This is a genomic window from Citrobacter sp. Ct235, from assembly GCF_030332305.1.
GTDB classification, from domain to species: domain Bacteria; phylum Pseudomonadota; class Gammaproteobacteria; order Enterobacterales; family Enterobacteriaceae; genus Citrobacter_A; species Citrobacter_A telavivensis.
In genome coordinates, this window is record NZ_JAOWIC010000034.1 from 216223 (window position 1) to 241582 (window position 25360).

20 protein-coding genes and 1 tRNA gene are annotated in these 25360 nt (G+C 53.7%); 6 read left to right on the forward strand and 15 right to left on the reverse strand.

What is annotated here, in order from left to right:
* Positions 1–5 precede the first annotated feature (5 nt).
* The 4 genes from fdnG to OGY35_RS02980 all read right to left on the reverse strand — a co-directional run bounded on the left by fdnG (position 6) and on the right by OGY35_RS02980 (position 5584).
* Positions 6–3056 carry a formate dehydrogenase-N subunit alpha gene (fdnG, locus tag OGY35_RS02965; protein WP_286631370.1) on the reverse strand — a complete coding sequence of 1017 codons (3051 nt, stop codon included), beginning with the start codon at positions 3054–3056 and terminating at the stop codon, positions 6–8.
* Between the two features lie 358 nt (positions 3057–3414).
* Positions 3415–3491: transfer RNA gene (locus tag OGY35_RS02970), tRNA-Pro, on the reverse strand.
* Between the two features lie 73 nt (positions 3492–3564).
* Entirely contained in the window at positions 3565–5325 is a 1761-nt protein-coding gene (yejM, locus tag OGY35_RS02975) for an LPS biosynthesis-modulating metalloenzyme YejM (protein ID WP_152403509.1), read from the reverse strand.
* Between the two features lie 31 nt (positions 5326–5356).
* The gene (locus OGY35_RS02980; RefSeq protein WP_042317936.1) at positions 5357–5584 is read right to left on the reverse strand and encodes a YejL family protein; all 228 of its coding nucleotides are present in this window, start codon (positions 5582–5584) and stop codon (positions 5357–5359) included.
* A gap of 180 nt (positions 5585–5764) precedes the next feature.
* Between OGY35_RS02980 and yejK the strand changes: the two genes are divergently transcribed.
* A complete protein-coding gene (yejK, locus tag OGY35_RS02985) occupies positions 5765–6772 on the forward strand; it encodes a nucleoid-associated protein YejK (RefSeq protein ID WP_044268661.1) in 1008 nt (335 codons plus the stop codon).
* A gap of 52 nt (positions 6773–6824) precedes the next feature.
* Here yejK and rplY read toward each other — a convergent pair whose 3' ends face one another.
* Both rplY and radD read right to left on the reverse strand, forming a co-directional pair.
* On the reverse strand, positions 6825–7109 hold the full coding sequence (rplY, locus tag OGY35_RS02990; protein ID WP_043000095.1) for a 50S ribosomal protein L25: 285 nt from the start codon (positions 7107–7109) through the stop codon (positions 6825–6827).
* A 124-nt stretch (positions 7110–7233) separates the two neighbouring features.
* Entirely contained in the window at positions 7234–8994 is a 1761-nt protein-coding gene (gene radD, locus OGY35_RS02995; protein ID WP_152403513.1) for a DNA repair helicase RadD, read from the reverse strand.
* Between the two features lie 151 nt (positions 8995–9145).
* Between radD and rsuA the strand changes: the two genes are divergently transcribed.
* From rsuA to OGY35_RS03010, 3 genes are all read left to right on the forward strand, one after another.
* Entirely contained in the window at positions 9146–9841 is a 696-nt protein-coding gene (gene rsuA / locus OGY35_RS03000) for a 16S rRNA pseudouridine(516) synthase RsuA (RefSeq protein ID WP_286631371.1), read from the forward strand.
* A gap of 51 nt (positions 9842–9892) precedes the next feature.
* On the forward strand, positions 9893–11083 hold the full coding sequence (locus OGY35_RS03005; RefSeq protein WP_152403517.1) for a Bcr/CflA family multidrug efflux MFS transporter: 1191 nt from the start codon (positions 9893–9895) through the stop codon (positions 11081–11083).
* 342 nt (positions 11084–11425) lie between these two features.
* Complete coding sequence (locus OGY35_RS03010; RefSeq protein WP_043000099.1) at positions 11426–11770, forward strand: YejG family protein; 345 nt, start codon at positions 11426–11428, stop codon at positions 11768–11770.
* Between the two features lie 3 nt (positions 11771–11773).
* Here OGY35_RS03010 and yejF read toward each other — a convergent pair whose 3' ends face one another.
* The 9 genes from yejF to OGY35_RS03055 all read right to left on the reverse strand — a co-directional run bounded on the left by yejF (position 11774) and on the right by OGY35_RS03055 (position 23450).
* The gene (gene yejF / locus OGY35_RS03015) at positions 11774–13363 is read right to left on the reverse strand and encodes a microcin C ABC transporter ATP-binding protein YejF (protein WP_286631372.1); all 1590 of its coding nucleotides are present in this window, start codon (positions 13361–13363) and stop codon (positions 11774–11776) included.
* 1 nt (position 13364) lies between these two features.
* Positions 13365–14390 carry an ABC transporter permease gene (locus tag OGY35_RS03020; protein ID WP_286631373.1) on the reverse strand — a complete coding sequence of 342 codons (1026 nt, stop codon included), beginning with the start codon at positions 14388–14390 and terminating at the stop codon, positions 13365–13367.
* Entirely contained in the window at positions 14390–15484 is a 1095-nt protein-coding gene (locus tag OGY35_RS03025) for a microcin C ABC transporter permease YejB (protein WP_286631374.1), read from the reverse strand. The genes OGY35_RS03020 and OGY35_RS03025 overlap by 1 nt, the downstream gene beginning before the upstream one ends.
* Positions 15485–17299: an extracellular solute-binding protein gene (locus OGY35_RS03030; protein ID WP_286631387.1), complete on the reverse strand. Its 1815-nt coding sequence runs from the start codon at positions 17297–17299 to the stop codon at positions 15485–15487.
* 102 nt (positions 17300–17401) lie between these two features.
* On the reverse strand, positions 17402–18958 hold the full coding sequence (locus OGY35_RS03035; protein WP_286631375.1) for a cyclic di-GMP phosphodiesterase: 1557 nt from the start codon (positions 18956–18958) through the stop codon (positions 17402–17404).
* Positions 18959–19144: 186 nt separating this feature from the next.
* Positions 19145–19714, reverse strand: coding sequence for a bifunctional murein DD-endopeptidase/murein LD-carboxypeptidase (gene mepS / locus OGY35_RS03040; protein ID WP_046481674.1), 570 nt, complete (start codon positions 19712–19714; stop codon positions 19145–19147).
* A gap of 413 nt (positions 19715–20127) precedes the next feature.
* Complete coding sequence (locus OGY35_RS03045; RefSeq protein ID WP_286631376.1) at positions 20128–20847, reverse strand: phosphatase PAP2 family protein; 720 nt, start codon at positions 20845–20847, stop codon at positions 20128–20130.
* Positions 20848–20879: 32 nt separating this feature from the next.
* Entirely contained in the window at positions 20880–21866 is a 987-nt protein-coding gene (locus OGY35_RS03050; RefSeq protein WP_286631377.1) for a CobW family GTP-binding protein, read from the reverse strand.
* A 117-nt stretch (positions 21867–21983) separates the two neighbouring features.
* A complete protein-coding gene (locus tag OGY35_RS03055; RefSeq protein ID WP_286631378.1) occupies positions 21984–23450 on the reverse strand; it encodes a mannitol dehydrogenase family protein in 1467 nt (488 codons plus the stop codon).
* Between the two features lie 205 nt (positions 23451–23655).
* Between OGY35_RS03055 and uxuA the strand changes: the two genes are divergently transcribed.
* Complete coding sequence (uxuA, locus tag OGY35_RS03060) at positions 23656–24846, forward strand: mannonate dehydratase (protein WP_286631379.1); 1191 nt, start codon at positions 23656–23658, stop codon at positions 24844–24846.
* 117 nt (positions 24847–24963) lie between these two features.
* Positions 24964–25360, forward strand: a 397-nt coding sequence (locus OGY35_RS03065; RefSeq protein ID WP_286631380.1) for a transposase domain-containing protein, incomplete at its 3' end; no start/stop codon positions are given.

The window sequence follows — 25360 nt, forward strand, 5'->3', positions numbered from 1 at the left end:
CTCTCCTACGCTCGCTCGATGTTAACCAGGAATGCTTTGTATTCTGGTGTTTGTGAGTTGGCGTCGCCGACGGATGGCGTCAGCGTGTTAGCGAGGAACCCTTTGCGTGTTGCCCCTTCAAATCCCCAGTGGCATGGGATCCCAATTGTGTCCACCTGCTTGCCGTCAATTGTCAGCGTTTGCAGGCGTTTGGTTACAACGGCTTTCGCTTTGATAAAACCACGTTTGGACATGACCTTCACCGTGTCGCCTGCCGTAATCCCCTTTTTGCTCGCCAGCGCTTCGCCAATCTCGACGAACTGGTCGGGTTGGGCGATGGCGTTCAGAAGAGCGTGCTTCGTCCAGTGGCGGAATAATTCGGTAATCGAATACGTGGTCGCGACGTACGGGAAAATGTCGGCTTTGCCCATATTAGCGATATCGCCAGGGTAGATGCGTGCAACCGGGCTGGACACAACATCCGGATGAAGCGGGTTGGTGCCAATAGGTGATTCAATGGGTTCGTAATGTTCGGGGAATGGCCCGTCGTTCATTTTGTCGAGAGAGAACAGACGTGCGACACCTTCCGGATTCATGATGAAGGGCCCGACGTTACTGCCCGGAGCGGCCTGGCCGTAGTCTGCCACATCCATTCCGGTCCATTTTTTACCGTCCCAATGCAGAAGAGGACGTCCGGCATCCCATGGCTTTCCGGCAGGGTCGGCAGAGGCGCGGTTGTAGAGAATTCGGCGATTTGCCGGCCAGGACCATGCCCAACCAGGCGTACAGCCCAGGCCATACGGATCGCTGTTATCGCGATTGGCCATTTGGTTACCTTGCTCGGTCCAGCTTCCGCAGTAGACCCAACAGAAGCTGCTGGTCGACCCGTCATTACGAAGCTGAGCAAAGCTGCTCAATTGCTGATCTTTCTTCGCGATCAATTGCCCTTTGTCATCGTAGAGGTCTGCCAGCGCTATTCCGTTGGCTTCGCGGGCAATTTCTTCCGGATGCGGGTCATACGGATCTTTATAGTTCCAGTTGATGTTCATAAGCGGTTCGGGATTCGCACCGCCTTCCTGTTGGTATAATTCGCGCAAACGCATAAACAGACGGCCGAGAATTTTGCCATCATGCAACGCTTCACCCGGCGGCTCAGCCGCTGCCCAGTGCCACTGTAACCACCGTCCAGAGTTGGCAATTGAACCGTTCTCCTCTGCAAAACAGGATGACGGCAGGCGGAACACTTCTGTCTGAATCTCTTCCGGTTTAACCTCGTTCATTTCGCCGTGGTGCTGCCAGAAGTTAGAGGATTCGGTAACCAGGGGATCGATAACCACCATATACTTCAGCTTCGAAAGCGCGCGGGACGATTTGTTTTTATCGGGAAATGCAGCCAGTGGATTGAATCCCTGGACGATGTAGCCGTTTATTTTGCCTTCCAGCATCAGCTCGGCTTGCGTCATCACGTCATAAAGACGATCCCATTTAGGCAGCCAGTCATAGCCCCAGTTATTTTCCGCAGTGGCATGATCGCCCCAGAAGCTTTTCATCATGCTGACAAAGAACTTCGGCGTATTCTGCCAATAGTTCACTTCATTTACGCCCAACGCTGGTGGAGTAATTTGCGAGATATAGGTCTGATAGTCTGGCTGTTTTTCGGAGGGTAGCGGCATATATCCGGGGAGGTTGGTCGACAGCAGACCAAGGTCAGTATAGCCCTGAATATTTGAGTGGCCACGCAGGGCGTTGACGCCACCGCCAGCCATACCGATATTGCCCAACAGCAGTTGCAGCATTCCGGCTGCACGAATGATCTGCGCCCCGGCGGAGTGGTGTGTCCAGCCCAGCGCATACAGGATAGTCGCGGTGCGGTCGGGTACGCAGGTGCTGGCGAGAATGTCGCAAATGCGGTTGAAGTCCTCCAGCGATGTCCCGCACAGGCGATTCACCATTTCCGGGGTGTAACGATCGACGTGAGTTTTGAGTAAATTCCAGACACAGCGAGGATGACTCAGGGTTTCATCACGCAGGGCATTTCCCTGTTCATCAAGCTGATAGAACCAACTCGATTTATCATATTGCCGTTTTTTAGGGTCATAGCCGCTGAATAATCCGTCATTGAACTGATAGTCTTCGCGGATCAGTAGCGCAGCGTTGGTGTAATGGAGGACGTATTCGTGCTGTACGCGCTCGTGTTTCAGCAGATACCGAATGACACCCAGCAGGAACGCGGTGTCTGAACCCGCACGGATCGGCGCATAGAGATCGGCAACAGCGGCGCTTCGGTTAAAACGTGGGTCGACCACCACAACGGTGGCGTCATTTTTGGTCTGTGCTTCAACCACCCATTTAAAACCAACCGGGTGAGCCTCTGCGGCATTGCCGCCCATAATCAGCACGACGTTGGCGTTTTTAATATCCACCCAGTTGTTGGTCATTGCGCCACGACCAAACGTTGGTGCCAGCGCAGAAACGGTTGGACCATGGCACAGACGAGCCTGGCAGTCGATGGCAACCATCCCCAGGCTACGGGTAAATTTGCCGTCGAGGATACCGGTTTCATTGCTGGCTGCGGAAGAGCACAGCATGCCGGTGGTCGTCCAGCGATTGACGGTCACACCCTGCGCGTTTTTCTCGATGAAATTAGCATCGCGATCGTCCTTCATTAACCGCGCGATGCGGTTAATGGCATCATCCCAACTGATACGTTCCCATTTATCAGAACCTGGGGCGCGATATTCGGGATACTGCAGGCGTGTTTCACTGTGAATATAATCCAACACGCCAGCACCTTTCGGACACAAAGAGCCGCGACTGACCGGATGATCAGGATCACCTTCAATGTGGTAGATGCTCTCTTTGACGTTTTTAGCGGTATCGCCAAGACTGTACATCAGCATGCCGCAGCCTACTGAGCAATAAGTACAGTTGTTACGCGTCTCTTTGGCTTTTAAGAGTTTGTACTGACGTGTTTCCGCGTGAACGGAAAAAGATGATAAGAATCCGAGAGATGCAACAGTTGTTCCTGCCATACCACCCGCGCAGATTCGAAAGAACTGCCTCCGGCTGAGCTCCATTTTTTCTCCAGCTTAAACTTAAGACATGAAAAAGTTCAGTTATTGTAAGGTTAAATCGAATGATAAACCATTATCTTTTAGTGGTTATTGACATGCTGAAATATTGATATTTTTGATCTAAGAAGGGATTGCCAGATAAAGGACCGGCTTCGTCGGCCAGACAGGCCAGGTATTCTTTGCGGGTCTGTGCTTGTGCAAATCGTTCACACAGAGGAAACCTCCAGTCAGTCTGACTGAAGGTATAGGATAGCGACGGAATTTCAGGTGGTTGCAGGTTAGCTTATGTCGGAGTTATTCCCCGTACAAATTTCAGGCATAAAAAAACCAGCCATAAAAGGCTGGTTCTTAAGGAGTAATTTGGTCGGCACGAGAGGATTTGAACCTCCGACCCCCGACACCCCATGACGGTGCGCTACCAGGCTGCGCTACGTGCCGACTCGTGGGAGGTAATACTACCGCTTTCCGCACCGAATGCAAGGGGACATCCGGCTAACTGATTAATAATAAATCAGTTAGCGATAAAACGCTTCTCGTCCGTCAACACCTGCAACAGCAGACTCAACTGTGGCTTCTGATCTTTAATCTTCTCGCCGCGTAAATCGTAAGTCTGGTACTTGCCGTTGTTGTTCAGCACCAGCGTCATTTCAGGCGTAGTGATCGCCAGCGTACTGAGATCGGCCGCCGTCACCCAATAGTGGCGACGATTGGCGTTAAACAGATCCTGTCCCTGCGAATACTCATTGGCAGGCGTGCTGACGTGGAGCAGACGCTGCATTAGCGTGGTCATGACATCAGTATGATCGGTCAGGCTGTTGATCCGCTGCGCGGGGGTTCCCGGCCAGTGAATGATAAGCGGAACCTGCAGGTGGCCGCGTGACCAGGCGAAGTTTCTTTCTTCATCGTTCAGCGCGACGCCGCGACCGGCAGTGATAATCACAACGGTGTTATCCAGTTTGCCGGATTCACGCAGCGCGCCGAGCACGCGGTTGATCTGTTTATCAACATCTCCCGCCGCGCGGGCGTAACGGCGGATGAAAGTCGCCTGGTTGCTGTCGTCAACGTTAGTGCCGTTAAACGAAACCCACGAGAACCAGCGGTTATCTTCCTGTGCGTAACGGCCCAGCCAGTTGATCCACTGGCTGGCGGTCTGCTCGTCGGACTGCGTTTGTACGCTGGGCATTGAGAAGTCAGACAGCAATGCCTGGCGGTACAGCGGGCTGGTAAAGCCGTCTGAGGAGAACAGCCCCAGTTGATATCCTTGTTGATTCAACGCCGAAATCAGTGCTGCGGGCGTTCGGGTGGACAGAATACCGTCCATGTAGCTCGGTGACACGCCGTAGAACAGGCCAAAAATGCCGTTGTCGGTGGTATTGCCGGAACTCATGTGGCGCGTGAAGGCAATGTTCTGCTCGGCAAATCCGGCGAGGGCAGGCATCTGCTTTTCATAGCGCGAATAGTTCAGGCCATCGACGGTGATCAGCAGGACGTTTTGCCCGGTGCCCATATCGCGATAACGTAACTCGCTCAGCGGATACTGCACGGACACGGCTTCAGGATTTCCCTGCTCAACCAGACGGCGCTGATACTCCTGCGCATCCAGCAGGCCATGTTTTTCCAGAAACCGGCGCGCGGTCATCGGATAGGAGAGCGGCAGATTGGCGCGCTGCATGGTGATCGGGCGATAGAAATTGGCATCCGCCCAGATATAGACCACATGCGAGGTAATAAATGACACAAAGAAGAAGGCGGCCAGCGGCTTGGCGAAGTGGCGACGACGCGTCAGGCTGCGCAGTTTTTGCCAACTCCAGGTCGCAAACAGCATTTCAATCAGCAGGATAACCGGCACGCTGATAAACATCAGCTGCCAGTCACGCGCCATTTCATTCTGGTCGGGGTTAATCACCAGTTCCCAGACGATGGGATTAAGATGCAGGTGGAAACGGGTAAACACTTCGCTGTCGATCAGCAGAAGCGTCATTCCGGCCGTCGCCAGAATGGCTGACAGGAAACGCATCAGCCTCTGGGACATCACAATAAACGTCAGCGGGAACAGAATCAGCAGATAAGTGGCAAACACCAGAAAGCTGAAATGACCGACGATACTCAGATACGAGTAAACACGACCCGCCAGCGTTGTCGGCCAGTCGGCGACAAACAGGTAACGGCTGCCGAGCACAATGGCCAGCAGAATGTTGAACAGTGCAAACCAGTGCCCCCAGCTAACCATCTGGGAGACTTTTTCACGGTAGCGCTGACGGTGAGTTACCATAACTTGTCGTTCGTTTCCCCGAAGTCGGCTTTTAGTGCGCTTTGTCGTCGTTTACCGAGGACTGTAACGCGCGGGCAAAAGAGTTCGCAATCGCCTGGCGCTGAGCCGGGGCAATGCTGGTATTTATAAGGTTGGTGACCATGTTTCCCAGCACCATCAGGGAAAGGTCAGTCGGTGCCTTATGTTTTTCCAGTACGTTGAGCATCTCGGTGAGCAGTTGTTCAACGTGTTCGTCACTATAGCGGGAGATTTGTGGCATAAATCGAAATCAGTTTATTCATGAAAGGGCAACATATTACCGTAGCAACAGTTTTTTTTCCGCTTTTTTATCCTCAATAATTCGCGTTACCGTGCGACAGGCAAAATGGCGCTGCATCTTCTGTTGCGTCGCCTCGCCGGTGGTGGTTGAATACCGCCCGGTCTTTAAGGAGAGTTTATCATGAGTCTGGATATCAACCAGATTGCCCTGCACCAGCTTATCAAGCGTGATGAGCAAAACCTTGAGCTGGTCCTGCGCGATTCATTACTGGAACCGACAAACACCGTTGTCGATATGATGGCTGAACTGCATCGGGTCTATAGCGCGAAAAACAAAGCGTATGGCCTGTTCAGCGAAGAGAGCGAACTGGCGCAGGCACTGCGCTTGCAGCGTCAGGGGGAGGAAGATTTTCTCGCCTTTAGCCGCGCGGCAACCGGACGCTTGCGTGACGAGCTCGCCAAATACCCGTTCGCTGACGGCGGCATTGTGCTGTTCTGTCATTATCGCTATCTGGCGGTAGAGTATTTACTGGTGGCGGTGCTGAACAACTTAAGCAGCATGCGCGTTAATGAGAATCTGGATATCAACCCAACGCACTATCTGGATATCAACCATGCCGATATTGTCGCGCGTATCGATCTGACCGAGTGGGAAACCAATCCGGAATCCACCCGCTACCTGACCTTCCTGAAAGGACGGGTAGGGCGCAAAGTGGCGGACTTCTTTATGGATTTCCTCGGGGCCAGCGAAGGTCTCAATGCCAAAGCGCAAAACCGTGGACTGCTGCAGGCGGTTGATGACTTCACCGCCGAAGCGCAACTGGATAAGGCTGAGCGTCAGAACGTGCGTCAGCAGGTTTACAGCTACTGCAACGAGCAACTCCAGGCCGGTGAAGAGATTGAACTGGAGTCGCTGTCAAAAGAGCTTTCTGGCGTCAGTGAAGTGAGCTTTAGCGAGTTTACGGCAGAGAAAGGCTATGAACTGGAAGAGAGCTTCCCGGCCGATCGCAGCACGCTGCGTCAACTGACTAAATATGCCGGTAGCGGTGGTGGGTTAACCATTAACTTTGACGCGATGCTGTTGGGCGAACGCATCTTCTGGGATCCGGCCACCGATACGTTGACCATTAAAGGCACGCCGCCGAACCTGCGCGATCAGCTTCAGCGTCGTACTTCAGGCGGTAACTAAGCGCCATAAAAAAACCCCGCCGGAGCGGGGTTTTTCTTCAACTTGTTGGCGATTACGCGCGAACGAAGTCGATGTGAGTCAGCTTCGGCTTGAACGCGTGACGCTGTACAGCCTGAGCTTTAACTTTAACTTCTTTACCGTCAACAACGATAGTCAGAACGTCGCTATAAAAACCTTCTTTAGCTTGCATGTTCATGATGGAATCGTGGTCCAGTTCGATAGCAATCGGGGCTTCTTTGCCACCGTAGATGATTGCCGGGAACTTGTTAGCGGCACGCAGGCGGCGGCTCGCACCCTTACCCTGCTCTTTACGTACTTCAGCGTTGATAGTAAACATTTAAATCTCTCTTTAATAATTCCTGTTACAGGCGACCCAGCAACAGGTAAGTGATCTGCTTTGCGTATGCAAAAGCGGGCGAGATTCTATACTCAAACGCCCATTACATCAATCAAAAGTACGATTAACCGCGTAATTCATGTGCCCGACGGAAACGTCCCTCGTAATCGAACACTTTTTCCCGTACTTGCCAGTATTGACCTTTCATTCGCGCCACCACAAAGTCGGGATGACGTAACAACGTCTGCTGCGCGAGGATATCCGCCGCCGTGATCCAGCGTAGCGGCACGCCTGGCGTGCGGGTATGCGGGCGGATAAACAGTTGTTCAAACGCTGTACGCTGGGCTGGAGTTTGTAAGCGAAAGCGTTCGCTTACATCCGCGCCGTCTTCGTCGTAGTAGGTGATTTTCAGCCATTCGCCTTTCTCGTCATGACCGTGCTGCAACGTCATGCCGCTACAGCGGAGCACCAGCGCGTCTTTCAGCTTCAGCGCCGCTTTCAGCATGTCGTCCGGATCGACGAGGATCGTATCGCATTCCCGGCAGCGACGGGCGGCAATGTCGTTTTCGGCATTACACTGTGGGCAATTTTTAAAGCGAAAGCGAAAATCGCACTGCTCACGGTGTCCCTCATCATCTTCAAACCAGCCCTGACAGCGGCGTCCGAAATGTTCTATCAGGGTACCGTCAGCGGTGGTTTTGCCCCAGAAGGTGTTGGCGAAGCCGCAGGCCGGACAAAAGACCTGTACCGGCACGTTGTCACTTTTGCCTTTCGGGCTGCCCACTTCCGGGGAATAGAGGTCGTGTGGATTACCGGCGTAATCGAGAATCAAACAGTCCGTCTTTCCCGGCGCGAGGCGCAGACCGCGACCCACAATTTGTTGGTACAGACTGACCGACTCGGTGGGGCGCAGGATGGCGATAAGATCGACGTGCGGGGCATCAAAGCCGGTGGTTAAGACGGAGACATTGACCAGATAGCGAAAACCCTGGGCTTTGAACGCATCGATCAGTGCGTCGCGTTCAGGGCCGGGGGTGTCGCCTGTAATCAGCGCAGAATCCTCTTTGGGCAGCAATCCGGCTATCTCTCTGGCGTGTTCGACGGTGGCGGCAAATATCATCACCCCTTTGCGGGTCTGGGCAAATTCAACAATCTGGCTGATGATGTGCGGCGTGATGCGCTGCTGCTTTTTCAGCTCCCGGTTCAGATCGACGTCGCTAAACAGACCATTGCTCTGCGCCTGCAGGCGGCTGAAATCGTACTGTACCACCGGCATATCAAGTCGTTCCGGCGGTGTGAGATAGCCGTGCTTAATCATATAACGCAGCGGCAGTTCATAAATGCAGTCGCGAAACAGCGCCTGGTCGTCGCCGCGCACCATACCGTGGTAGTGGAAATGATAGATCCAGCCTTTACCCAGACGAAAAGGGGTGGCGGTCAGCCCCAGCAGGCGAATATGGGGATTAGCATTGCTCAGATGAGTAAGGATCTGCTGATACTGGCTCTCTTCGTCATCGCCGATGCGATGGCACTCATCAACAATTAGCAGCGAAAATTCGCTCTGGAAGGCGTCCAGGTTACGGGCCACGGACTGAACGCTGCCGAACACCACTTTGCCGTGGCTCTCTTTGCGTTTGAGTCCGGCCGCAAAAATATCGGCCTCCAGTCCCAGCGCGCAGTATTTGGCATGGTTTTGCGCCACCAGCTCTTTCACATGTGCCAGCACCAGCACACGCCCTCTGGCGACGCGCGCCAGTTCGGCAATCACCAGGCTTTTACCGGCGCCGGTGGGGAGGACAATCACCGCTGGCGTTTGATGGCGGCGGAAATGGTTGAGCGTGGCATCCACGGCTTCTTGCTGGTAGGGGCGAAGTGTAAAAATCATGGTCTCACAATACGTAACGAACTCGGGTATAGTATGCCACGAATCGTTTTCCCTTGAGGGATGTTGTTAGCCCGCTATACTGGGCAGATAACGGCTCCACTTTTCGGGCAGCGCGCCCGATTCCCGTATTGTTACAGGCAAAATCACACTCATGCGACTTGATAAATTTATCGCTCAGCAACTCGGCGTCAGCCGCGCTATTGCCGGGCGTGAGATCCGCGGTAGCCGTGTTACCGTGGATGGTGAAATCATCCGAAATACCGCGTTCAAACTGTTGCCAGAACACGACGTAGAATATGATGGCAACACGCTGGTTCAGCAAAATGGCCCACGTTACTTTATGCTTAATAAACCCCAGGGTTACGTGTGCTCGACCGATGACCCGGATCATCCGACGATCCTTTACTTCCTGGATGAGCCGGTCGCGCATAAATTACACGCTGCGGGTCGCCTGGATATCGACACCACCGGTCTGGTGCTGATGACCGACGATGGGCAGTGGTCGCATCGTATCACTTCGCCACGTCATCACTGCGAGAAAACCTATCTGGTCACGCTGGAGTCGCCGGTAACCGATGATACCGCAGAGCAGTTTGCGAAGGGCGTGCAACTCCATAATGAGAAAGATCTCACGAAGCCGGCTGTGCTTGAGGTTATTACTCCCACGCAGGTGCGTCTGACCATTAGCGAAGGGCGCTATCATCAGGTGAAACGGATGTTTGCCGCCGTGGGCAACCGCGTTGTCGGGCTGCACCGCGAGCGGATCGGCGCCATTATCCTCGATGCTGACCTTGAACCGGGTGAGTATCGTCCATTGACTGACGCGGAAATTGCCAGCGTTGTCTAAGCCAGACAGGCCAGGTTTTTAACCTGCCTCTGACAAATTCAGGAGTTTTTTGTGACCACCCGGCAGCACTCGTCTTTTGCCATTGTTTTTATCCTCGGTCTGCTGGCTATGCTGATGCCGCTGTCGATCGATATGTATCTTCCGGCGCTACCGGTGATCTCCGAGCAGTTTGGCGTGCCGGCGGGCAGTGCGCAGATGACGCTCAGCACCTATATTCTGGGCTTCGCCGTCGGGCAGTTGCTGTATGGTCCAATGGCGGATAGCCTCGGGCGAAAACCGGTGATCCTCGGCGGCACGCTGGTGTTCGCCGCGGCTGCTGTGGCCTGCGCGCTGGCGCAAACCATCGATCAACTGATTGTCATGCGATTCTTTCACGGCCTGGCGGCAGCCGCTGCCAGCGTGGTGATCAATGCGCTGATGCGCGATATGTACCCGAAAGAAGAGTTCTCCCGCATGATGTCATTCGTCATGCTGGTGACCACAATTGCGCCGCTGATGGCGCCGATTATCGGCGGCTGGGTGCTGGTATGGCTGAGCTGGCACTACATCTTCTGGATCCTGGCGATCGCAGCGGTGCTGGCCTCTGTCATGATCGCGACGCTCATTAAAGAGACGCTACCGGTTGAAAAGCGCCAGCCGTTCCATATTCGCACGACGATAGGTAACTTCGCCTCATTGTTTCGCCATAAGCGGGTGCTGAGCTATATGCTGGCCAGTGGCTTTAGCTTTGCCGGGATGTTCTCATTCCTTAGCGCCGGGCCTTTCGTGTATATCGAAATCAACCATGTATCGCCGCAGGATTTTGGTTACTACTTCGCCCTGAACATCGTCTTTTTGTTCATTATGACGATTTTTAACAGTCGCTTTGTGCGGCGGATCGGTGCGCTGAACATGTTCCGTACCGGATTGTGGATCCAACTGGCGATGGCGGTGTGGATGGTGCTCAGCGCGCTGTTTGGCGTCGGTTTCTGGGCGCTGGTGCTGGGTGTGGCGGTCTTTGTCGGCTGCGTGTCGATGATCTCCTCCAACGCGATGGCGGTGATCCTCGATGAGTTCCCCCATATGGCGGGAACGGCCTCGTCGCTGGCGGGTACCTTCCGCTTTGGCATTGGCGCGCTCGTCGGCGCATTGCTCTCTCTGGCGACGTTTAACTCGGCCTGGCCGATGATTTGGTCCATTGCTTTCTGTGCAAGTTGTTCAATTTTGTTCTATCTCTATGCGAGCCGCCCGAAAAAACGGTGATTAAATACACAACATGGAAGCCGTTCGGCTTCCTTTGTTGATGTATGTCAACGACAATTCCATCATTTCCCCGATATATGTTTATTTTATGTAAAATCAATTTATGTAAAAAGTCACATCATTGTAGTTAAAAAGGTTGAGTTAGATCGCAGAAACGGGTACATATAGCCCGCGCTCCCATCCCGACTGGAAACATCTATTTTAATAAAGGCCATACCGACCATACTGGCCACGCGGGATAAGGATCGTCACGTTATGCAACCGTTTAAGGACGGATTGTCAATGATGTGTTAATATGGATGTAAATAAATTGTGAAATTATTGTGCTTCCGGGGAAAGAAAGTGACAACATTACAGCTCTCAATCGTTCATCGCTTACCACAGAACTATCGTTGGTCAGCGGGTTTCGCAGGTTCGAAAGTTGAACCGATTCCGCAAAATGGCCAAAGCGTAGAAAACAGTCTGGTGGCGCTTAAACTGCTGAGTCCGGATGGCGATAGCGCCTGGCCGGTGATGCATAAACTCAGCCAGGCGCTCAGCGATATTGAAGTGCCATGTTCAGTACTGGAGTGTGAAGGTGAACCGTGCCTGTTTGTGAATCGCCAGGACGAGTTTGCCGCGACCTGTCGTCTGAAGAACTTTGGCGTGGCCATTGCCGAACCGTTTTCTAACAACAATCCGTTTTGAGCGTCAGCTTAGCGTGAGAAGCTGACGCGTATACGCCTGCTGCGGTGCGCTAAAGACGTGCTGGCATTGCCCCTGCTCGATTACCTCTCCCTGTCTTAGCACAATCACCTGATGGCATAACGCGCGTACCACGTGCAGATCGTGGCTTATGAAGATATAGGCCAGACGATGCTTTTGCTGCAACGATTTCAACAGCGCGAGAATTTGCGCCTGCACGGTCCGATCGAGAGACGACGTGGGTTCATCAAGAATAATTAATGACGGTTTCAGGATCAGCGCTCTGGCAATTGCGATACGCTGGCGCTGACCGCCGGAAAACTCCGCCGGATAGCGATGACGGGTGTCGGCATCCAGTCCCACTTCCGCCATCACAGCCACGACCTGCTGCTCACGCTGTTCGGCTGAGAGCGCTGGCTGGTGAACGCGCAGGCCTTCTTCAATGATTTGCAGTACGCTCAGTCGCGGATTCAGCGAGGAGTTGGGATCCTGGAAGACCACCTGGATGCGATGACGAACGGGCAACAGCTGTCGGCGCTTAAGATGTTGTAACTGCTGGCCGTCAAATTCTATGCTGCCCTGAGAGGTAATAAGCCGCAGGAGCGCCAGCCCGGTGGTACTTTTCCCCGAACCTGACTCCCCCACCAGCCCCAGCGTTTCACCCGGCTGCAGACTGAAACTAATGCCTTTCACCACCTCATTGTTCGCCACCACGCGCTTAAGGATACCCTTGCGAATGGGGAACGCGACGCGCAAATCCTCAACCCTGAGAAGAGGGGACAGTCCCGCCGGCAACGGTACCGGATCGCCTGCCGGTTCGCTGTTGAGCAACTTCTGCGTGTAGGGATGGGTGGGCGCATGGAGAAGGGAAGCGGCCCGGTTTTGCTCAACGCATTGCCCGTTTTGCATCACCGCCACGCTGTCGGCGAGCTTCCTGACAATGCTGAGGTTATGGGTGATGAACAGCATCCCCATATTCAGCTCGCGCTGGAGTTCGCGCAGCAGTTGCAGGATCTGCGCCTGTACTGAGACATCCAGCGCGGTGGTTGGCTCATCAGCGATGAGCAATTCGGGTCGCGTTAATAGCGCCATTGCAATCATCACCCGCTGACGTTCGCCGCCGGAAAGCTGGTGCGGGTAATCACCCAGTCGTGTTGCCGCCTGACGAATGCCGACCCGGTCGAGACAGCTTAATATCTCCGCGCGTGCCGCTTCCCGGCGCATTCCCCGGTGCAGGGAAAGCACTTCATAGAGCTGTTTTTCGAGATTGTGGAGCGGGTTTAGCGACACCATCGGCTCCTGGAAAATCATGGCAATCTTGTTGCCGCGTACGCCGCGCAGGGTCTGCTCACTGGCGTGCAGTAAGGACTCACCGTGAAAACGGATATCGCCGCCGAGATACACTGCGGGCGGGGTAGGCAACAGGCGCAGAATCGACAGCGCGGTAACGCTCTTGCCGGAGCCGGATTCTCCCACCAGCGCCAGCGTTTCGCCAGCCTCCACGCGCAACGAAATCGCGTTAACCACCGTGCGGACCGTCTCGTGCTTACGAAATCCCAGCGTCAGATTGTCAATGGCGAGCAAAGGTTGCGTCATATTACACCGCCTTGTTGGGATCGAATGCGTCACGGACGGCCTCGCCGATAAAGATCAGCAGCGAGAGTAAAATGGCCACGGACAGGAAGGCGGTGATGCCCAGCCACGGCGCTTGCAGGTTATTTTTACCTTGCAGGAGCAACTCGCCCAGCGAAGGAGAGCCTAACGGCAAACCAAAGCCGAGGAAGTCCAGCGACGTCAGGGTCGTAATGGAACTGCATAAAATGAACGGTAAGAAGGTCAGGGTGGCAACCATCGCGTTGGGTAGCATGTGGCGAAAGATGATACTGCGGTCGCTAACGCCGAGCGCCTGGGCGGCCCGGATATAGTCAAAATTACGCGTGCGTAAGAACTCTGCGCGCACCACGCCCACCAGACTCATCCAGCCAAACAGCACCGTAATCGCCAGCAGCCACCAGAAGTTGGGTTGCACGACGCTGGAGAGCAAAATGATCAGGAACAGCGTCGGCATACCCGACCAGACTTCAATGAACCGCTGGCCCCAGAGATCCACTTTACCCCCGTAATAGCCCTGCAACGCCCCGGCCAGCACGCCCATGACGCTTGAACACAGGGTAAGCATCAGGCCGAAAAGAATGGAAATACGCGTACCGTAAAGCACGCGCGCCAGCACGTCGCCGCCGTTGGCATCGGTACCCAGCCAGTTTTGCGCCGAAGGGGGCGAGGGAAAGGGGGTGTCGGTCGCAAAGTTGATGCTGTTCGCCCCAAAGCGCACCGGTGCCCAGAGAACCCAACCGCGCTTTTCCAGTTGTTGCTTTAACCACGGGTCCTGGTAATCCGCCCTCGTTGCCAGAGGGCCGCCAAAATCGCTCTCACTGTAGTTTTTGACCAGCGGGAAATACCAGCTTCCGTCGTAGCGCACCAGTAACGGTTTGTCGTTAGCAATCAGCTCAGAACACAGGCTCAGACCAAACAGGACAAGAAAAATCCACAGCGACCAGAAGCCGCGACGATTATGGCGAAAACGCGCCCTGCGGGCCTGATTGACGGGGCTTAAATGGGCCATTAACGTCCCTCAAAATCAATACGCGGATCGACCAGCGTATAGCTGATATCACTGAGAATATTCAGCAGCAGGCCGATCAGGGTGAAGATGTACAGCGTGCCAAACATCACCGGGTAGTCGCGTGAAACCGTTGCTTCATAGCCCAATAGCCCCAGACCGTTGAGTGAAAACATCACTTCAATCAGCAGTGAGCCGGTGAAAAACATGCTGATGAAGGTGGCAGGAAAACCGGCGATCACCAGCAGCATGGCGTTACGAAAAACGTGCTTCCACAGGATATTCCCTTCACTCACCCCTTTGGCACGGGCGGTGACGACGTACTGTTTACGGACCTCATCAAGAAAGGAATTTTTGGTCAGCATGGTCAATGCGGCAAACCCGCCAATCACCGTCGCAAGGACAGGTAAGGTGATGTGCCACAGATAGTCGGTTATCTTCTGATACCAGGGCAGGGAGTCAAAATTCGCCGAGACCAGACCACGCAGCGGGAAGAGATCGTAATAGCTGCCGCCGGCAAAGAAGACAATCAACAGTATTGCGAACAGAAACGCCGGGATAGCGTAGCCAATGATAATAAACGCGCTGCTCCAGACGTCGAACCGGCTGCCGTTATGCACGGCCTTGCGGATCCCTAACGGAATCGACACCAGATAGATGATGAGCGTACTCCACAGCCCCAGAGTGACCGACACCGGCAGACTCTCTTTGATGAGCGCCAGCACCGAGGCGCTACGAAACAGGCTGTCGCCGAAATCGAAGCGAATGTAATTCCACAGCATGGTGAAATAGCGCTCGTGCAGTGGCTTATCAAAACCGTAGCGTTGGGTGATTTCGGCAATCACTTCAGGGTCAAGGCCGCGTCCTCCGCGATAGTTGCTGTCGCTGATATTACCCACCCCGGTCCGGGCGTGGCTGGCGCGGATGCCTTCGCTTCCGGCACCGGGCAGTGCGCTCGTCTGACCAAACTCAATGGCGGCAATCGCCTGGTCGACCGGGCCGCCAGGGGCAATTTGCACGATGAAAAAGTTGATGGTGATGATCGCCCAGAGCGTCGGGATAACCAGCAACAAACGGCGAATCAGGTACGCGCCCATTTATTCTCCCTGTCGTCTGGCGGCTGGCAACTTCGCCGCCCGGTTTACGTCATACCACCAGTTATCCAGACCGAGGGTATAAATCGGACGAATGTCCGGACGGGAGAATTTATCCCACCAGGCCAGTCGGTCTTCAGCCATGTACCACATCGGCAGCATGTAGTAATTCCAGGTAAGTACTCTGTCCAGCGCGCGCCCAAGCGGCAGCAGTTTGTTTTTATCACCTTGCGCCGCGATGATTTGATCGATCAGTTTGTCAACCACCGGACTTTTCACACCGGGGGCATTATAGCTTGAGTCGATGTATTCAGACGCCCAGGAGATTTGCAGATCGGAACTGGGCCACGGCATCGCGCGCCACAGGGTCGGCATCATGTCGTAGTCCCGGTTGCGCAAGCGATTGGTGAGTTGTGAGTTATCTACCTGGCGAATATTCATCGTAATACCCAGCCGCTGGAGATTGTGCTGGAAGGGCAGGACCCACTGGCTGTTACTGGCGGCGGAAATGAGCAGTTCAAAGCTCAACGGTTTACCGGTGGCCGTGTTAATGCGCTGCTGGCCTTTCAGTTCCCAACCCGCGTCTTTCAGTAAGTTATCGGCTTTTAACAGGTTTTCCCGATCGTAACCGTCTCCTTTAGACTCGGGAGGCTGGTAAATCTGGCTGAAGACCTCCGGCGGCAGATCCTTTTTCATCGGCGCCAGCAGTACCAGTTCCGCCGCGTCAGGGTAGTTTCTGGCGGCATACTCGGTGTTCTGGAAATAGCTGTTTGCCCGGCTCCAGGCGTTGTAGAACAGCGCTTTATTCATCCACTCAAAATCGAACGCCAGCGTAATGGCTTCACGGACGCGTCGGTCGCTGAAAACGGGGCGCTGAGTGTTGAACGCCAGCCAGCGCGTATCCTGCGCCGATTCATTTTTTTGCTCATCTTTGATGATGTACTGATTATCAAAGTTTTTACCGACATAACGTGTCGCCCAGTTTTTGGCGTCGCTTTCAAGACGCAAATCGAACGCGCCAGCCTTAAAGGCCTCAAAAGCCACGTTGTCGTCGAGATAATAGTCGTAGCGAATGACATCGAAATTCCAGCGGCCACGATTGACCGGCAGATTGGCGGCCCAGTAATCCTTCACGCGTGAATAGACAATATACTGACCCATCTTCCACTGACTGATGCGGTAAGGCCCACCGCCCAGCGGAGGTCTGGACAGCGGGTCGCTGAGTTTGTGATCTTTCCAGTACGCTTGTGGCATCACGGGCAATGAGAACAGGCTGAGCATGTCCTCTTTACCGGGCTTCGCGAGTTCCATACGGACGGTCAGCGGCGCAATGGCTTTGACCGTTGTACCTTTGTAGACCAGACGAAACTGCGGCACACCTTCGGTCATAAATTTGTTGAAGGTGAAGGCGACATCCTTTGCCATGACGGGCGAGCCATCATGAAAACGGGCGCGAGGGTTGATCGTGATTTCAACCCACGAATAATCCTCCGCATAGCGTGCGCTCTCGGCGATCAGCGGATAATAGCTGCCGGGCTCGTCATCAGAGGTGGTAAACAGGGTGTCGTAGAGTTGTTCGGTCCGGGCTGCGGGATTACCGCGCAGGGCATAGCGGTTGAAATTGTCGAATGTGCCGAGGGCGGAAAGCGTGATCTGACCGCCTTTGGGGGCCGCGGGGTTGGTGTAATCGAAATGATCAAAATTGAATGCGTATTTAGGTTCTCCCAGCACCGCAAAGGCATAGCTCTCTTTGATCGCCTGCGCCTGGGCGCCCGCGCTCATCAATATGACAAACAGCAGCAATATGCGAATGATTATCTGCAAAGGGATTCCTTCTCTTGCTTACCTGCCGGCACAGGTCACACTTATGCCTGAATAATAGGGCAGGTGGCGTCTGTTGTGAATCCACGCGTTGGCGCTTTACCATTTCAGCGTGTGTGGCTGCGAAACCCACTGGACAAATTCGTCGAGCGGCATGGGGCGGCTGACCCAATAGCCCTGAAGGAAACGAACCCCGTGTTCATGCAGCCATTTCGCCTGCTCCGGCGTTTCCACCCCTTCGGCCACCGTCATCATATTGAGGCGCTTAGCGAGCGTCAGCACCGCATCAAGCACCGGTGAGGTGACGGTTTCTGTACCAATGGCGTGTATAAAACCACGATCGATTTTCAGATAATCCAGGGTGTAACGCTCCAGATAAATCAGCGCGCTGTGGCCGGTACCGAAGTCGTCTATTGCAATTTCGAAGCCTGCGGCATGCAACCATTCAAATAACTGTGAGGCTTCATGTTGCTGGATCATATCGCGTTCGGTAATTTCCAGCACAATCTGGAAGTGGTTGGGAGGCATTGCGGCGACTAACTGGCGAACGTCGTCTTTAAAACTGCTGCTGTGCAGGTGGTCAGGTGCAATATTGATACCGTACTTTGCGCCAACAGGGAGGACTTTCTGCAACGTAGGGGCATCTCGCGCCAGCAGTTTAAACAGATGCTGGGTCAATGGCACAATCATGTGCTGGGCTTCGGCGTAATGAATAAACGCATCCGGCGGGATTTCTCCCGCCGTTGGATGTTTCCAGCGCAGCAACACCTCCAGCCCGGTGACCTTCAGCGACTGCGTATCCACGACGGGTTGATAGACCACGTAGAATTGATCGCGTTTGATCCCTGTGAGGATCTCTTTCCCGGGACGCAAGCGAATGCACATGATGTAGTAGCAAAGTAAACCAGCAATGATGCCCCCCATCCCGCCAAGAAGCAGGGCATACCATAAGTCGGGCCAGGTCCAGTTGGTTGCGTACAGCCGGATCGTCACTGGAACACCGCTTATTTTTGCTTCGCGCTCCGGTGAACTGTCGAGATCGTTAACGGTGAGCAGATGGTCCGAAAAGGTCGACAACGCGGTGTTGCCAACGATAATGGCGATCCCATCAAAGTCTTCTTGTCGGGCGGTATACAGCAGATACGGCGTAAGGTTGATATTTAGGGAGGTGAAAACACCGCTGTTCACCAGCAGGGGATTGCGATACCAAATCACCATCGCAGGTTTATTGGGCATCATCGGTGTTCCCGGGATAATCGCCATGTCGATATCTTTACTAATATCGAGGCTGGGGACCAGTTCGGTCAGCAGCGCATCCATTCCACCGGTTGCCGATGAGCAAAATGCTTTCTTATCCTTAACCAACAAAAACGCGCGAACGTTCAGGCTAAACGCGGCACGAGAAGTGAGATCCGCGCTGACTTGTTTGCAGGTATTTAAGGTCAACGGCTGGAGGATATCGGTGGTGTTTTTGAGATCGGCGAAATAGCTGACCAGGTAATGTTGAATGTCGGAAACCAGCGTGTCGTATTTGACTTCCCGCTTATGCCACGCCATCACGAACTGTAGGCTACTGATAACAATAGCAATGACAACCCCAGTGATCAGGCAGGTAAGCACGATTTTTCGACCAGTCGTTAAGGCGCGTGTGAACATGATGCCTGGTTTTACCCTGAGATTGTCGATGATGACAAATGTGATGGAATAACAAGACTATAGCCTGGATTGATTCGGCGAGTCATGCTTTTCCACAGAGAGAAAAGGGGAACCAAAAAAAAACACCGCCGAAGCGATGCTTTTCGTTTGTCTCGTCAGGGTCGCCAAGGGATAGCAACTAAACGATTAACTGCGGCTCAGAACCCGACGCGCTTCGTTGTAGCGCTTTTTCCAGTATGGCTCGTTCATGCTGGAGATAATAACACCGCTGCTGGTAGAGGCATGAACAAACTGGTTGTTGCCAATATAGATACCAACATGACGGCCCGTCGAACCTGCGCGGAACAGAACCAGATCGCCAGTACGCAAATTCGTGCGTGACACGGACTTACCGGTTTCCTGCTGTTCGTAGGTGGAACGTGGGAGTTCTAAACCAAATTGTTCACGGAATGTACGTTGTACAAAGCTGGAACAATCAATACCTTTTTTGGAGTTGCCGCCGAGACGATAGCGCACGCCTTTCCAGTCAGCATATTGATCCATAATCCGCGACTTCACATCGAGGTTACGCACCATACTCTCAAATTCATCCTGAGAAGCTTGCAGTGAAGAAGCTTCTTGACCCACACCAAGCGTCTCAGAATGCGTGTTCTTTGCGGTGTTACTGGTAGTGCTACATGCAGAAAGCAGTACCGCGACTGCTATCGCGGGAATCCCGCGCAAGATATATCTCAAGATCGGTTGAGATTTGACCATTTTGTTTGTTTTCCCTTGAAGTCCTTAACGATAAATATCGTTATAAAAAATGCCAAACGTGACGAGACTAATTACCTACGCACAATGAGACAATTCTTTAAGCGCAAAACTGTGGCAGAACGCACAAATTTATTCGCGAAGAGAATAATAACCCAGCGAGGCAAAACGAGTTCGAGGTTACCCGATCGTTACAGGCTTGGCGAGTGATTTTATCTGAATTTTAATAAGAAAATGTGATACAGAAAGTGAATAAACGGGATTGGTCAATTTAAGTGCAGAATGGCGAAAAAACAGGCAACTCATTCATTCACAAAGATAATGTCATGACTAAATAATGACGGTGAGATGAATAATTTATCTTAATGCATCATCAGGGCTTAAGAATAAACCCTGATGATGTTAATAACTGTGGGTTATTTGTTTAAGATTTGTTTGTTTTTGCCGGGGAGATAATTGTCGAAAAGCGCGATGAGGCGATCGCTTAACGGGGTCAGGAGACACCAGGGCAGGCCAATTAAGACCACGGTTAATGAACCTACGGCGATATCAGTGAACCAGTGGGCACCGATCATGACGCGCGGGAAAGCAAAAACCACAACGATAATAAGGCCGATAATCCCTGCGGCTTTTCCGAAATAGCGCAGCATAAATGCGGCGAAAATAAGCAGCATCATTCCGTGATCGCCAGGGAAACTGTCTCTGGACGCATCCTTCGTCGAAATATGCAGCAATTCACTGACGCGATAAATATTGTCAAAACTGAGCGTGGGACTTGCGCGTTTTACGGGCAGCAGCGCCTGACCCGCCTGGTTCAGAACCACGGCGGTGAGCAACATCACCAGGCCGATGATGACAATACGGCGGCGGCCTGCAGGCGTCTCCTTCAGCCAGAAACTCAGCATCAGACCGCCCATCGCCAACAGGGAACAGGCGTCAAACGCCCGATTATTGGTGATGGCGACCAGCCACAGGAAGGCCTGGCTCTCCACCAGTTTCTGGTTGAAAAAGTGAAAAATGCCGGCGTCAAGGGGAAACCAGAATCCATGATTGGCAGGTATATACCAGCTCATGAACAAAGCCAGACCGGCAAGATTCAGCAGAAGTATCAGTGGTAACCTGATTTTCATATTCAAAGAGTTCACTGTTCAATAAATCGCAGGCAACCTTACGCGTGTTCAGCTAAACGAAGCTTCAACAATGCGCTCTGCAACGTATTCCAGTCTGCCTCAGTACTGGAAATCAGTTCAATACGACTGTCTGGCGGCGCGACGTTCTGCGTTTCAATGTGCAGATCTTCACCCTGGCGGTTAATGCGCACGAGACCTTCCGCAATACGCATGACCCCTTTCACCCGACCAACTGGCGCCAGACGCGCCCATTCCAGCAGCCCAATGGTGTCAAAGACGGTATCGGCATCGAAAATCCAGCCGCAGGCCTGATGCCCCTGGCCACTGTTCAGGCTACGACGCCAGCGCTGTTGTGCCGGCAGGCTCATCGCCGCGAGTCCTCGTGTTACAGGCTGGCTGTGCGAATGCGCCGCGCTGGCGGGTAATTCAGCCAGATTCAGACGCGGTAAGTCCAGCAACTGTCCGTCAATCTGACCGTGATCGGCTTGCACTAACTGACGGTTGCTGCCGAACTGCTGCCACCAGGTCTGCAAAGCGCGTTCACTCTCCGCCGTCGCGCGATCGGTTTTATTCGCCACGATGATATCTGCCGCAGCCAGTTGGTCACGAAAGTTCTCATTGGCGACGCTTTTTTCATCCAGCAACCCGCGTGGGTCAAGAATACACAGCGTGGCGCGAAGGTCTATCCAGGGTTCATACACCGGCGCGGTGAGGAGAGAGAGGATCTGTTTCGGGTGCCCCAGTCCTGTCGGTTCGATCAGCAGGCGGTCTGGTTTTCCCTGACGCAACAGCGTGTTCAGGCCAACCTGCATGGGCAGGCCGTTTACGCAGCACATACAGCCGCCGGGGATCTCTTTGAGCAACGCGCCGCTATCTGCCAGCAGGGCGCCGTCGATACCGACCTCGCCGAACTCATTGACCAGTACCGCCCATTTTTCGGCAGGATCTTTGTGTGCTAACAGATGAAGAATTGAAGTGGTTTTTCCGCTGCCGAGGAAACCGGTGATGAGGTTAGTTTTGGTCACGCCTGCTCCAGAATGATGTGCCGTAACGGGTTACCTTTAATCCTGGCGAAAAAAAGTGAAAAAGAGAAGGGCGGGACGAACGAAGACAGGCTCCGTTCGTCTTAATGGCAGAAATTGTTAATTTTTTAACGTATCAATCACCGCCTGATGCGCGCCGCGTTGCGCGATACGCTGCCAGGCCGTTTCAATCGCCTGAACAAAAGCAGGATTGTGCGGGAGGTCGTTGCCAAAGACTTCCTGTAAAGAGAGCAGTGCTGCGACGCGTTGGTCCTCATGACTGGCGGCGACGATTGAGCGGATTTTATCGCTCAGTGGGTCGCGAACGTCGATGGTCGAGCCGGCATCATCGATGCCACTGACGTAGCGCATCCATCCCGCCACACCCAGTGCCAGTAATGGCCATGCGCTTTCGCGCGCCAGATGGAGGCGAATACCGGCCAGCATCCGCTGCGGTAGTTTCTGACTGCCGTCCATCGCGATTTGCCAGGTCTTGTGCTTTAGCGCTGGATTCGCAAAGCGTTCAATCAGGCTTTGTGCGTACCCGGTTAAATCCACACCGGTAATACTGAGCGTCGGTGCCTGTTCATTCATCATCAGTCGGTACGCGGCTTCGCGGAACGCGCTGTCCTGCATACACTCATTAATATGCTGAAATCCGGAAAGATAACCGAGATAAGCGAGAAACGAGTGGCTGCCATTAAGCATTCGCAGCTTCATCTCTTCCCAGGGGCGAACATCGCTAACCATCTGCACGCCTGCGGCTTCCCATGCGGGACGACCAGCGACAAAATTGTCTTCAATCACCCATTGAATGAACGGTTCACAACTGATGGCGCAGGGGTCGGCAACGCCCAGTTCGCGGGTGATTTCCGCCAGAGATTCCTCTGTAGCAGCCGGAACAATGCGGTCGACCATGGTGGCGGGAAAACTGACGTATTCACGGATCCAGCTTGCCAGCGCGGGAGAGCGTTTTTCCGCCATCCCCAGTACGGCATTCTTCACTACGTGACCGTTATCAGGAATGTTGTCGCAGGAGAGCACAGAAAAAGGCGCCAGCCCGCGCGCCTGTCGACGTGACAGCGCTTCCACCAGAATACCGGGCGCTGAATGGGGTTCGTCAGGCGCCTGCAGGTCGTGAATAATGCGCGGGTTTGTCAGGTCCAGCGTACCGGTAGCCGGATCGATGCAATAGCCTTTTTCGGTGATGGTCAGTGAGACAATCGCGACCTGGGGCTCGCAGAATTTTTCAATAATAGTGGCGAGCGAATCGAGTTTTGCGTTCAGACATTCGTTGACGGCACCGACGATAATTGCCTGATTGCCGTGCGCACCTTTTTCCAGCACGGTATAGAGATTATCCTGTGCGCGGAGTTGGCTCATCAACGTGTCGCCGCTGAACAGGCTGATTTCACAAATTCCCCAATCCCCGCCCTGGGCGTTCAGCACCCGGTCGGTCAGTAATGCCTGGTGCGCACGATGAAAGGCGCCAAAGCCGAAATGCACCATGCGCGTTTTGAGCTGCTGGCGGTCATAGTGCGGCGTTTGTACGCCATCCGGCAGTATTGCTGAGGCAATTGTAGTCATGAATTACACACCTGATTAACCATAAATTAACAACCCTAGTGTAAAGTTATATGACAACAAATTGAATTGGTAAGCCGAATTTATCCGGGTAATGTGAGCTGGATCAATCAATCATGCCCCTTTTATTGATCACCTCACAGAAGCCTGTATGGTAGTCGTCATTCAGGTAAGCTAATTTGGTATAACAACTTTGTGAGGTAAAGCAATGGAACAAACCTGGCGTTGGTACGGGCCTAACGATCCGGTATCGCTTGATGATGTGCGTCAGGCTGGCGCAACGGGCGTTGTGACGGCATTGCACCACATTCCGAACGGCGACGTGTGGCCGGTCGAAGAGATTAAAAAACGTCAGGCAATTCTGGCGGAAAAAGGGTTAACCTGGTCGGTTGTCGAAAGTATTCCGGTTCACGAAGAGATCAAGACTCGCTCCGGTCAGTATCAGACATGGATAGCGAATTATCAGCAGAGCATCCGCAATCTGGCGGCCTGCGGCATCGACACCGTCTGCTACAACTTCATGCCGATTCTGGACTGGACGCGTACCGACCTCGAGTACGAATTGCCGGACGGCTCGAAAGCGCTACGTTTCGATCAGATAGCCTTTGCTGCTTTTGAGTTGCATATCCTCAAGCGTGCGGGAGCTGAAGCGGACTATAGCGACGAAGAACAGCGTCAGGCTCAGGCGTATTTCACCGCCATGAGCGATGCGGATATCGAAAAACTGACCCGCAATATCATTGCCGGTTTGCCCGGTGCGGAAGAGGGTTATACCCTCGATCGGTTCCGTGCGCGTCTGGCCGAGTATGACGGCATCAGCAAAGACGATCTGCGTGACAATATGGCAGTGTTCCTGCGCGCGATTGTCCCGGTGGCTGAAGAAGTGGGCGTACGCCTGGCGGTGCATCCTGACGATCCGCCGCGGCCGATTCTCGGATTGCCGCGCATTGTCTCTACCATTGAAGATATGCAGTGGCTGAAAGAGACGGTCGACAGCATCTACAACGGCTTCACTATGTGCACGGGATCATACGGTGTTCGCGCGGATAACGATCTGGTAAAAATGATCGAAACCTTTGGCGATCGTATCCACTTTACCCACTTGCGCTCGACGTGCCGCGAAGAGAACCCGAAAACCTTCCATGAAGGCGCGCACCTGCAAGGGGATGTGAACATGGTGGCGGTGGTAACGGCGATTCTGACCGAAGAGCAGCGCCGTAAGAAGGCGGGTGATTTACGTCCAATACCGATGCGTCCCGATCACGGTCATCAGATGCTGGACGATCTGCATAAGAAAACCAATCCGGGCTACTCTGCGATTGGGCGTCTGAAAGGGCTGGCGGAAGTGCGCGGTGTTGAACTGGCGCTGAAAATGACCCAGTTCCGCGACCTGCTGTAAGAGCGAAAATGACGAAAAGGACAGCTCAGGCTGTAATGCCGATCAGTTAAGGATCGGTTGAACGATCCAGTGGTTGTGTAAGAATCCGGAAATGCTCACCCGTTTCCGGATTTTTTTATGCACCTTGGACAGGCTGTTGATCTGGTATCCCGTTACGATTCTCTGCGTAATCCACTGACTTCTCTGGGCGACTATCTGGACCCGGAACTGCTCTCCCGCTGTCTGGCCGAAGCCGGCACCGTCACCCTGCGCAAGCGTCGTCTTCCGCTGGAAATGATGGTCTGGTGTATTGTCGGCATGGCCCTTGAACGAAAGGAACCCCTTCATCAGATCGTGAACCGGCTGGACATCATGCTGCCGGGCAGTCGTCCCTTTGTCGCACCCAGCGCGGTGATCCAGGCCCGGCAGCGTCTGGGCAGCGAGGCCGTCCGGCGCGTGTTCACGCAAACAGCACAACTCTGGCATCATAGCACTCCACATCCACACTGGTGCGGCCTGACCCTGCTGGCCATCG

What these genes read in the sequence shown, in the direction of transcription:
- fdnG (WP_286631370.1), bottom strand. Translation starts at nt 3,056, where the DNA reads ATGGAGCTCAGCCGGAGGCAGTTCTTTCGAATCTGCGCGGGTGGTATG.
- yejM (WP_152403509.1), bottom strand. Translation starts at nt 5,325, where the DNA reads ATGGTAACTCACCGTCAGCGCTACCGTGAAAAAGTCTCCCAGATGGTT.
- OGY35_RS02980 (WP_042317936.1), bottom strand. Translation starts at nt 5,584, where the DNA reads ATGCCACAAATCTCCCGCTATAGTGACGAACACGTTGAACAACTGCTC.
- yejK (WP_044268661.1), top strand. Translation starts at nt 5,765, where the DNA reads ATGAGTCTGGATATCAACCAGATTGCCCTGCACCAGCTTATCAAGCGT.
- rplY (WP_043000095.1), bottom strand. Translation starts at nt 7,109, where the DNA reads ATGTTTACTATCAACGCTGAAGTACGTAAAGAGCAGGGTAAGGGTGCG.
- radD (WP_152403513.1), bottom strand. Translation starts at nt 8,994, where the DNA reads ATGATTTTTACACTTCGCCCCTACCAGCAAGAAGCCGTGGATGCCACG.
- rsuA (WP_286631371.1), top strand. Translation starts at nt 9,146, where the DNA reads ATGCGACTTGATAAATTTATCGCTCAGCAACTCGGCGTCAGCCGCGCT.
- yejF (WP_286631372.1), bottom strand. Translation starts at nt 13,363, where the DNA reads ATGACGCAACCTTTGCTCGCCATTGACAATCTGACGCTGGGATTTCGT.
- OGY35_RS03020 (WP_286631373.1), bottom strand. Translation starts at nt 14,390, where the DNA reads ATGGCCCATTTAAGCCCCGTCAATCAGGCCCGCAGGGCGCGTTTTCGC.
- OGY35_RS03025 (WP_286631374.1), bottom strand. Translation starts at nt 15,484, where the DNA reads ATGGGCGCGTACCTGATTCGCCGTTTGTTGCTGGTTATCCCGACGCTC.
- OGY35_RS03035 (WP_286631375.1), bottom strand. Translation starts at nt 18,958, where the DNA reads ATGTTCACACGCGCCTTAACGACTGGTCGAAAAATCGTGCTTACCTGC.
- mepS (WP_046481674.1), bottom strand. Translation starts at nt 19,714, where the DNA reads ATGGTCAAATCTCAACCGATCTTGAGATATATCTTGCGCGGGATTCCC.
- OGY35_RS03055 (WP_286631378.1), bottom strand. Translation starts at nt 23,450, where the DNA reads ATGACTACAATTGCCTCAGCAATACTGCCGGATGGCGTACAAACGCCG.
- uxuA (WP_286631379.1), top strand. Translation starts at nt 23,656, where the DNA reads ATGGAACAAACCTGGCGTTGGTACGGGCCTAACGATCCGGTATCGCTT.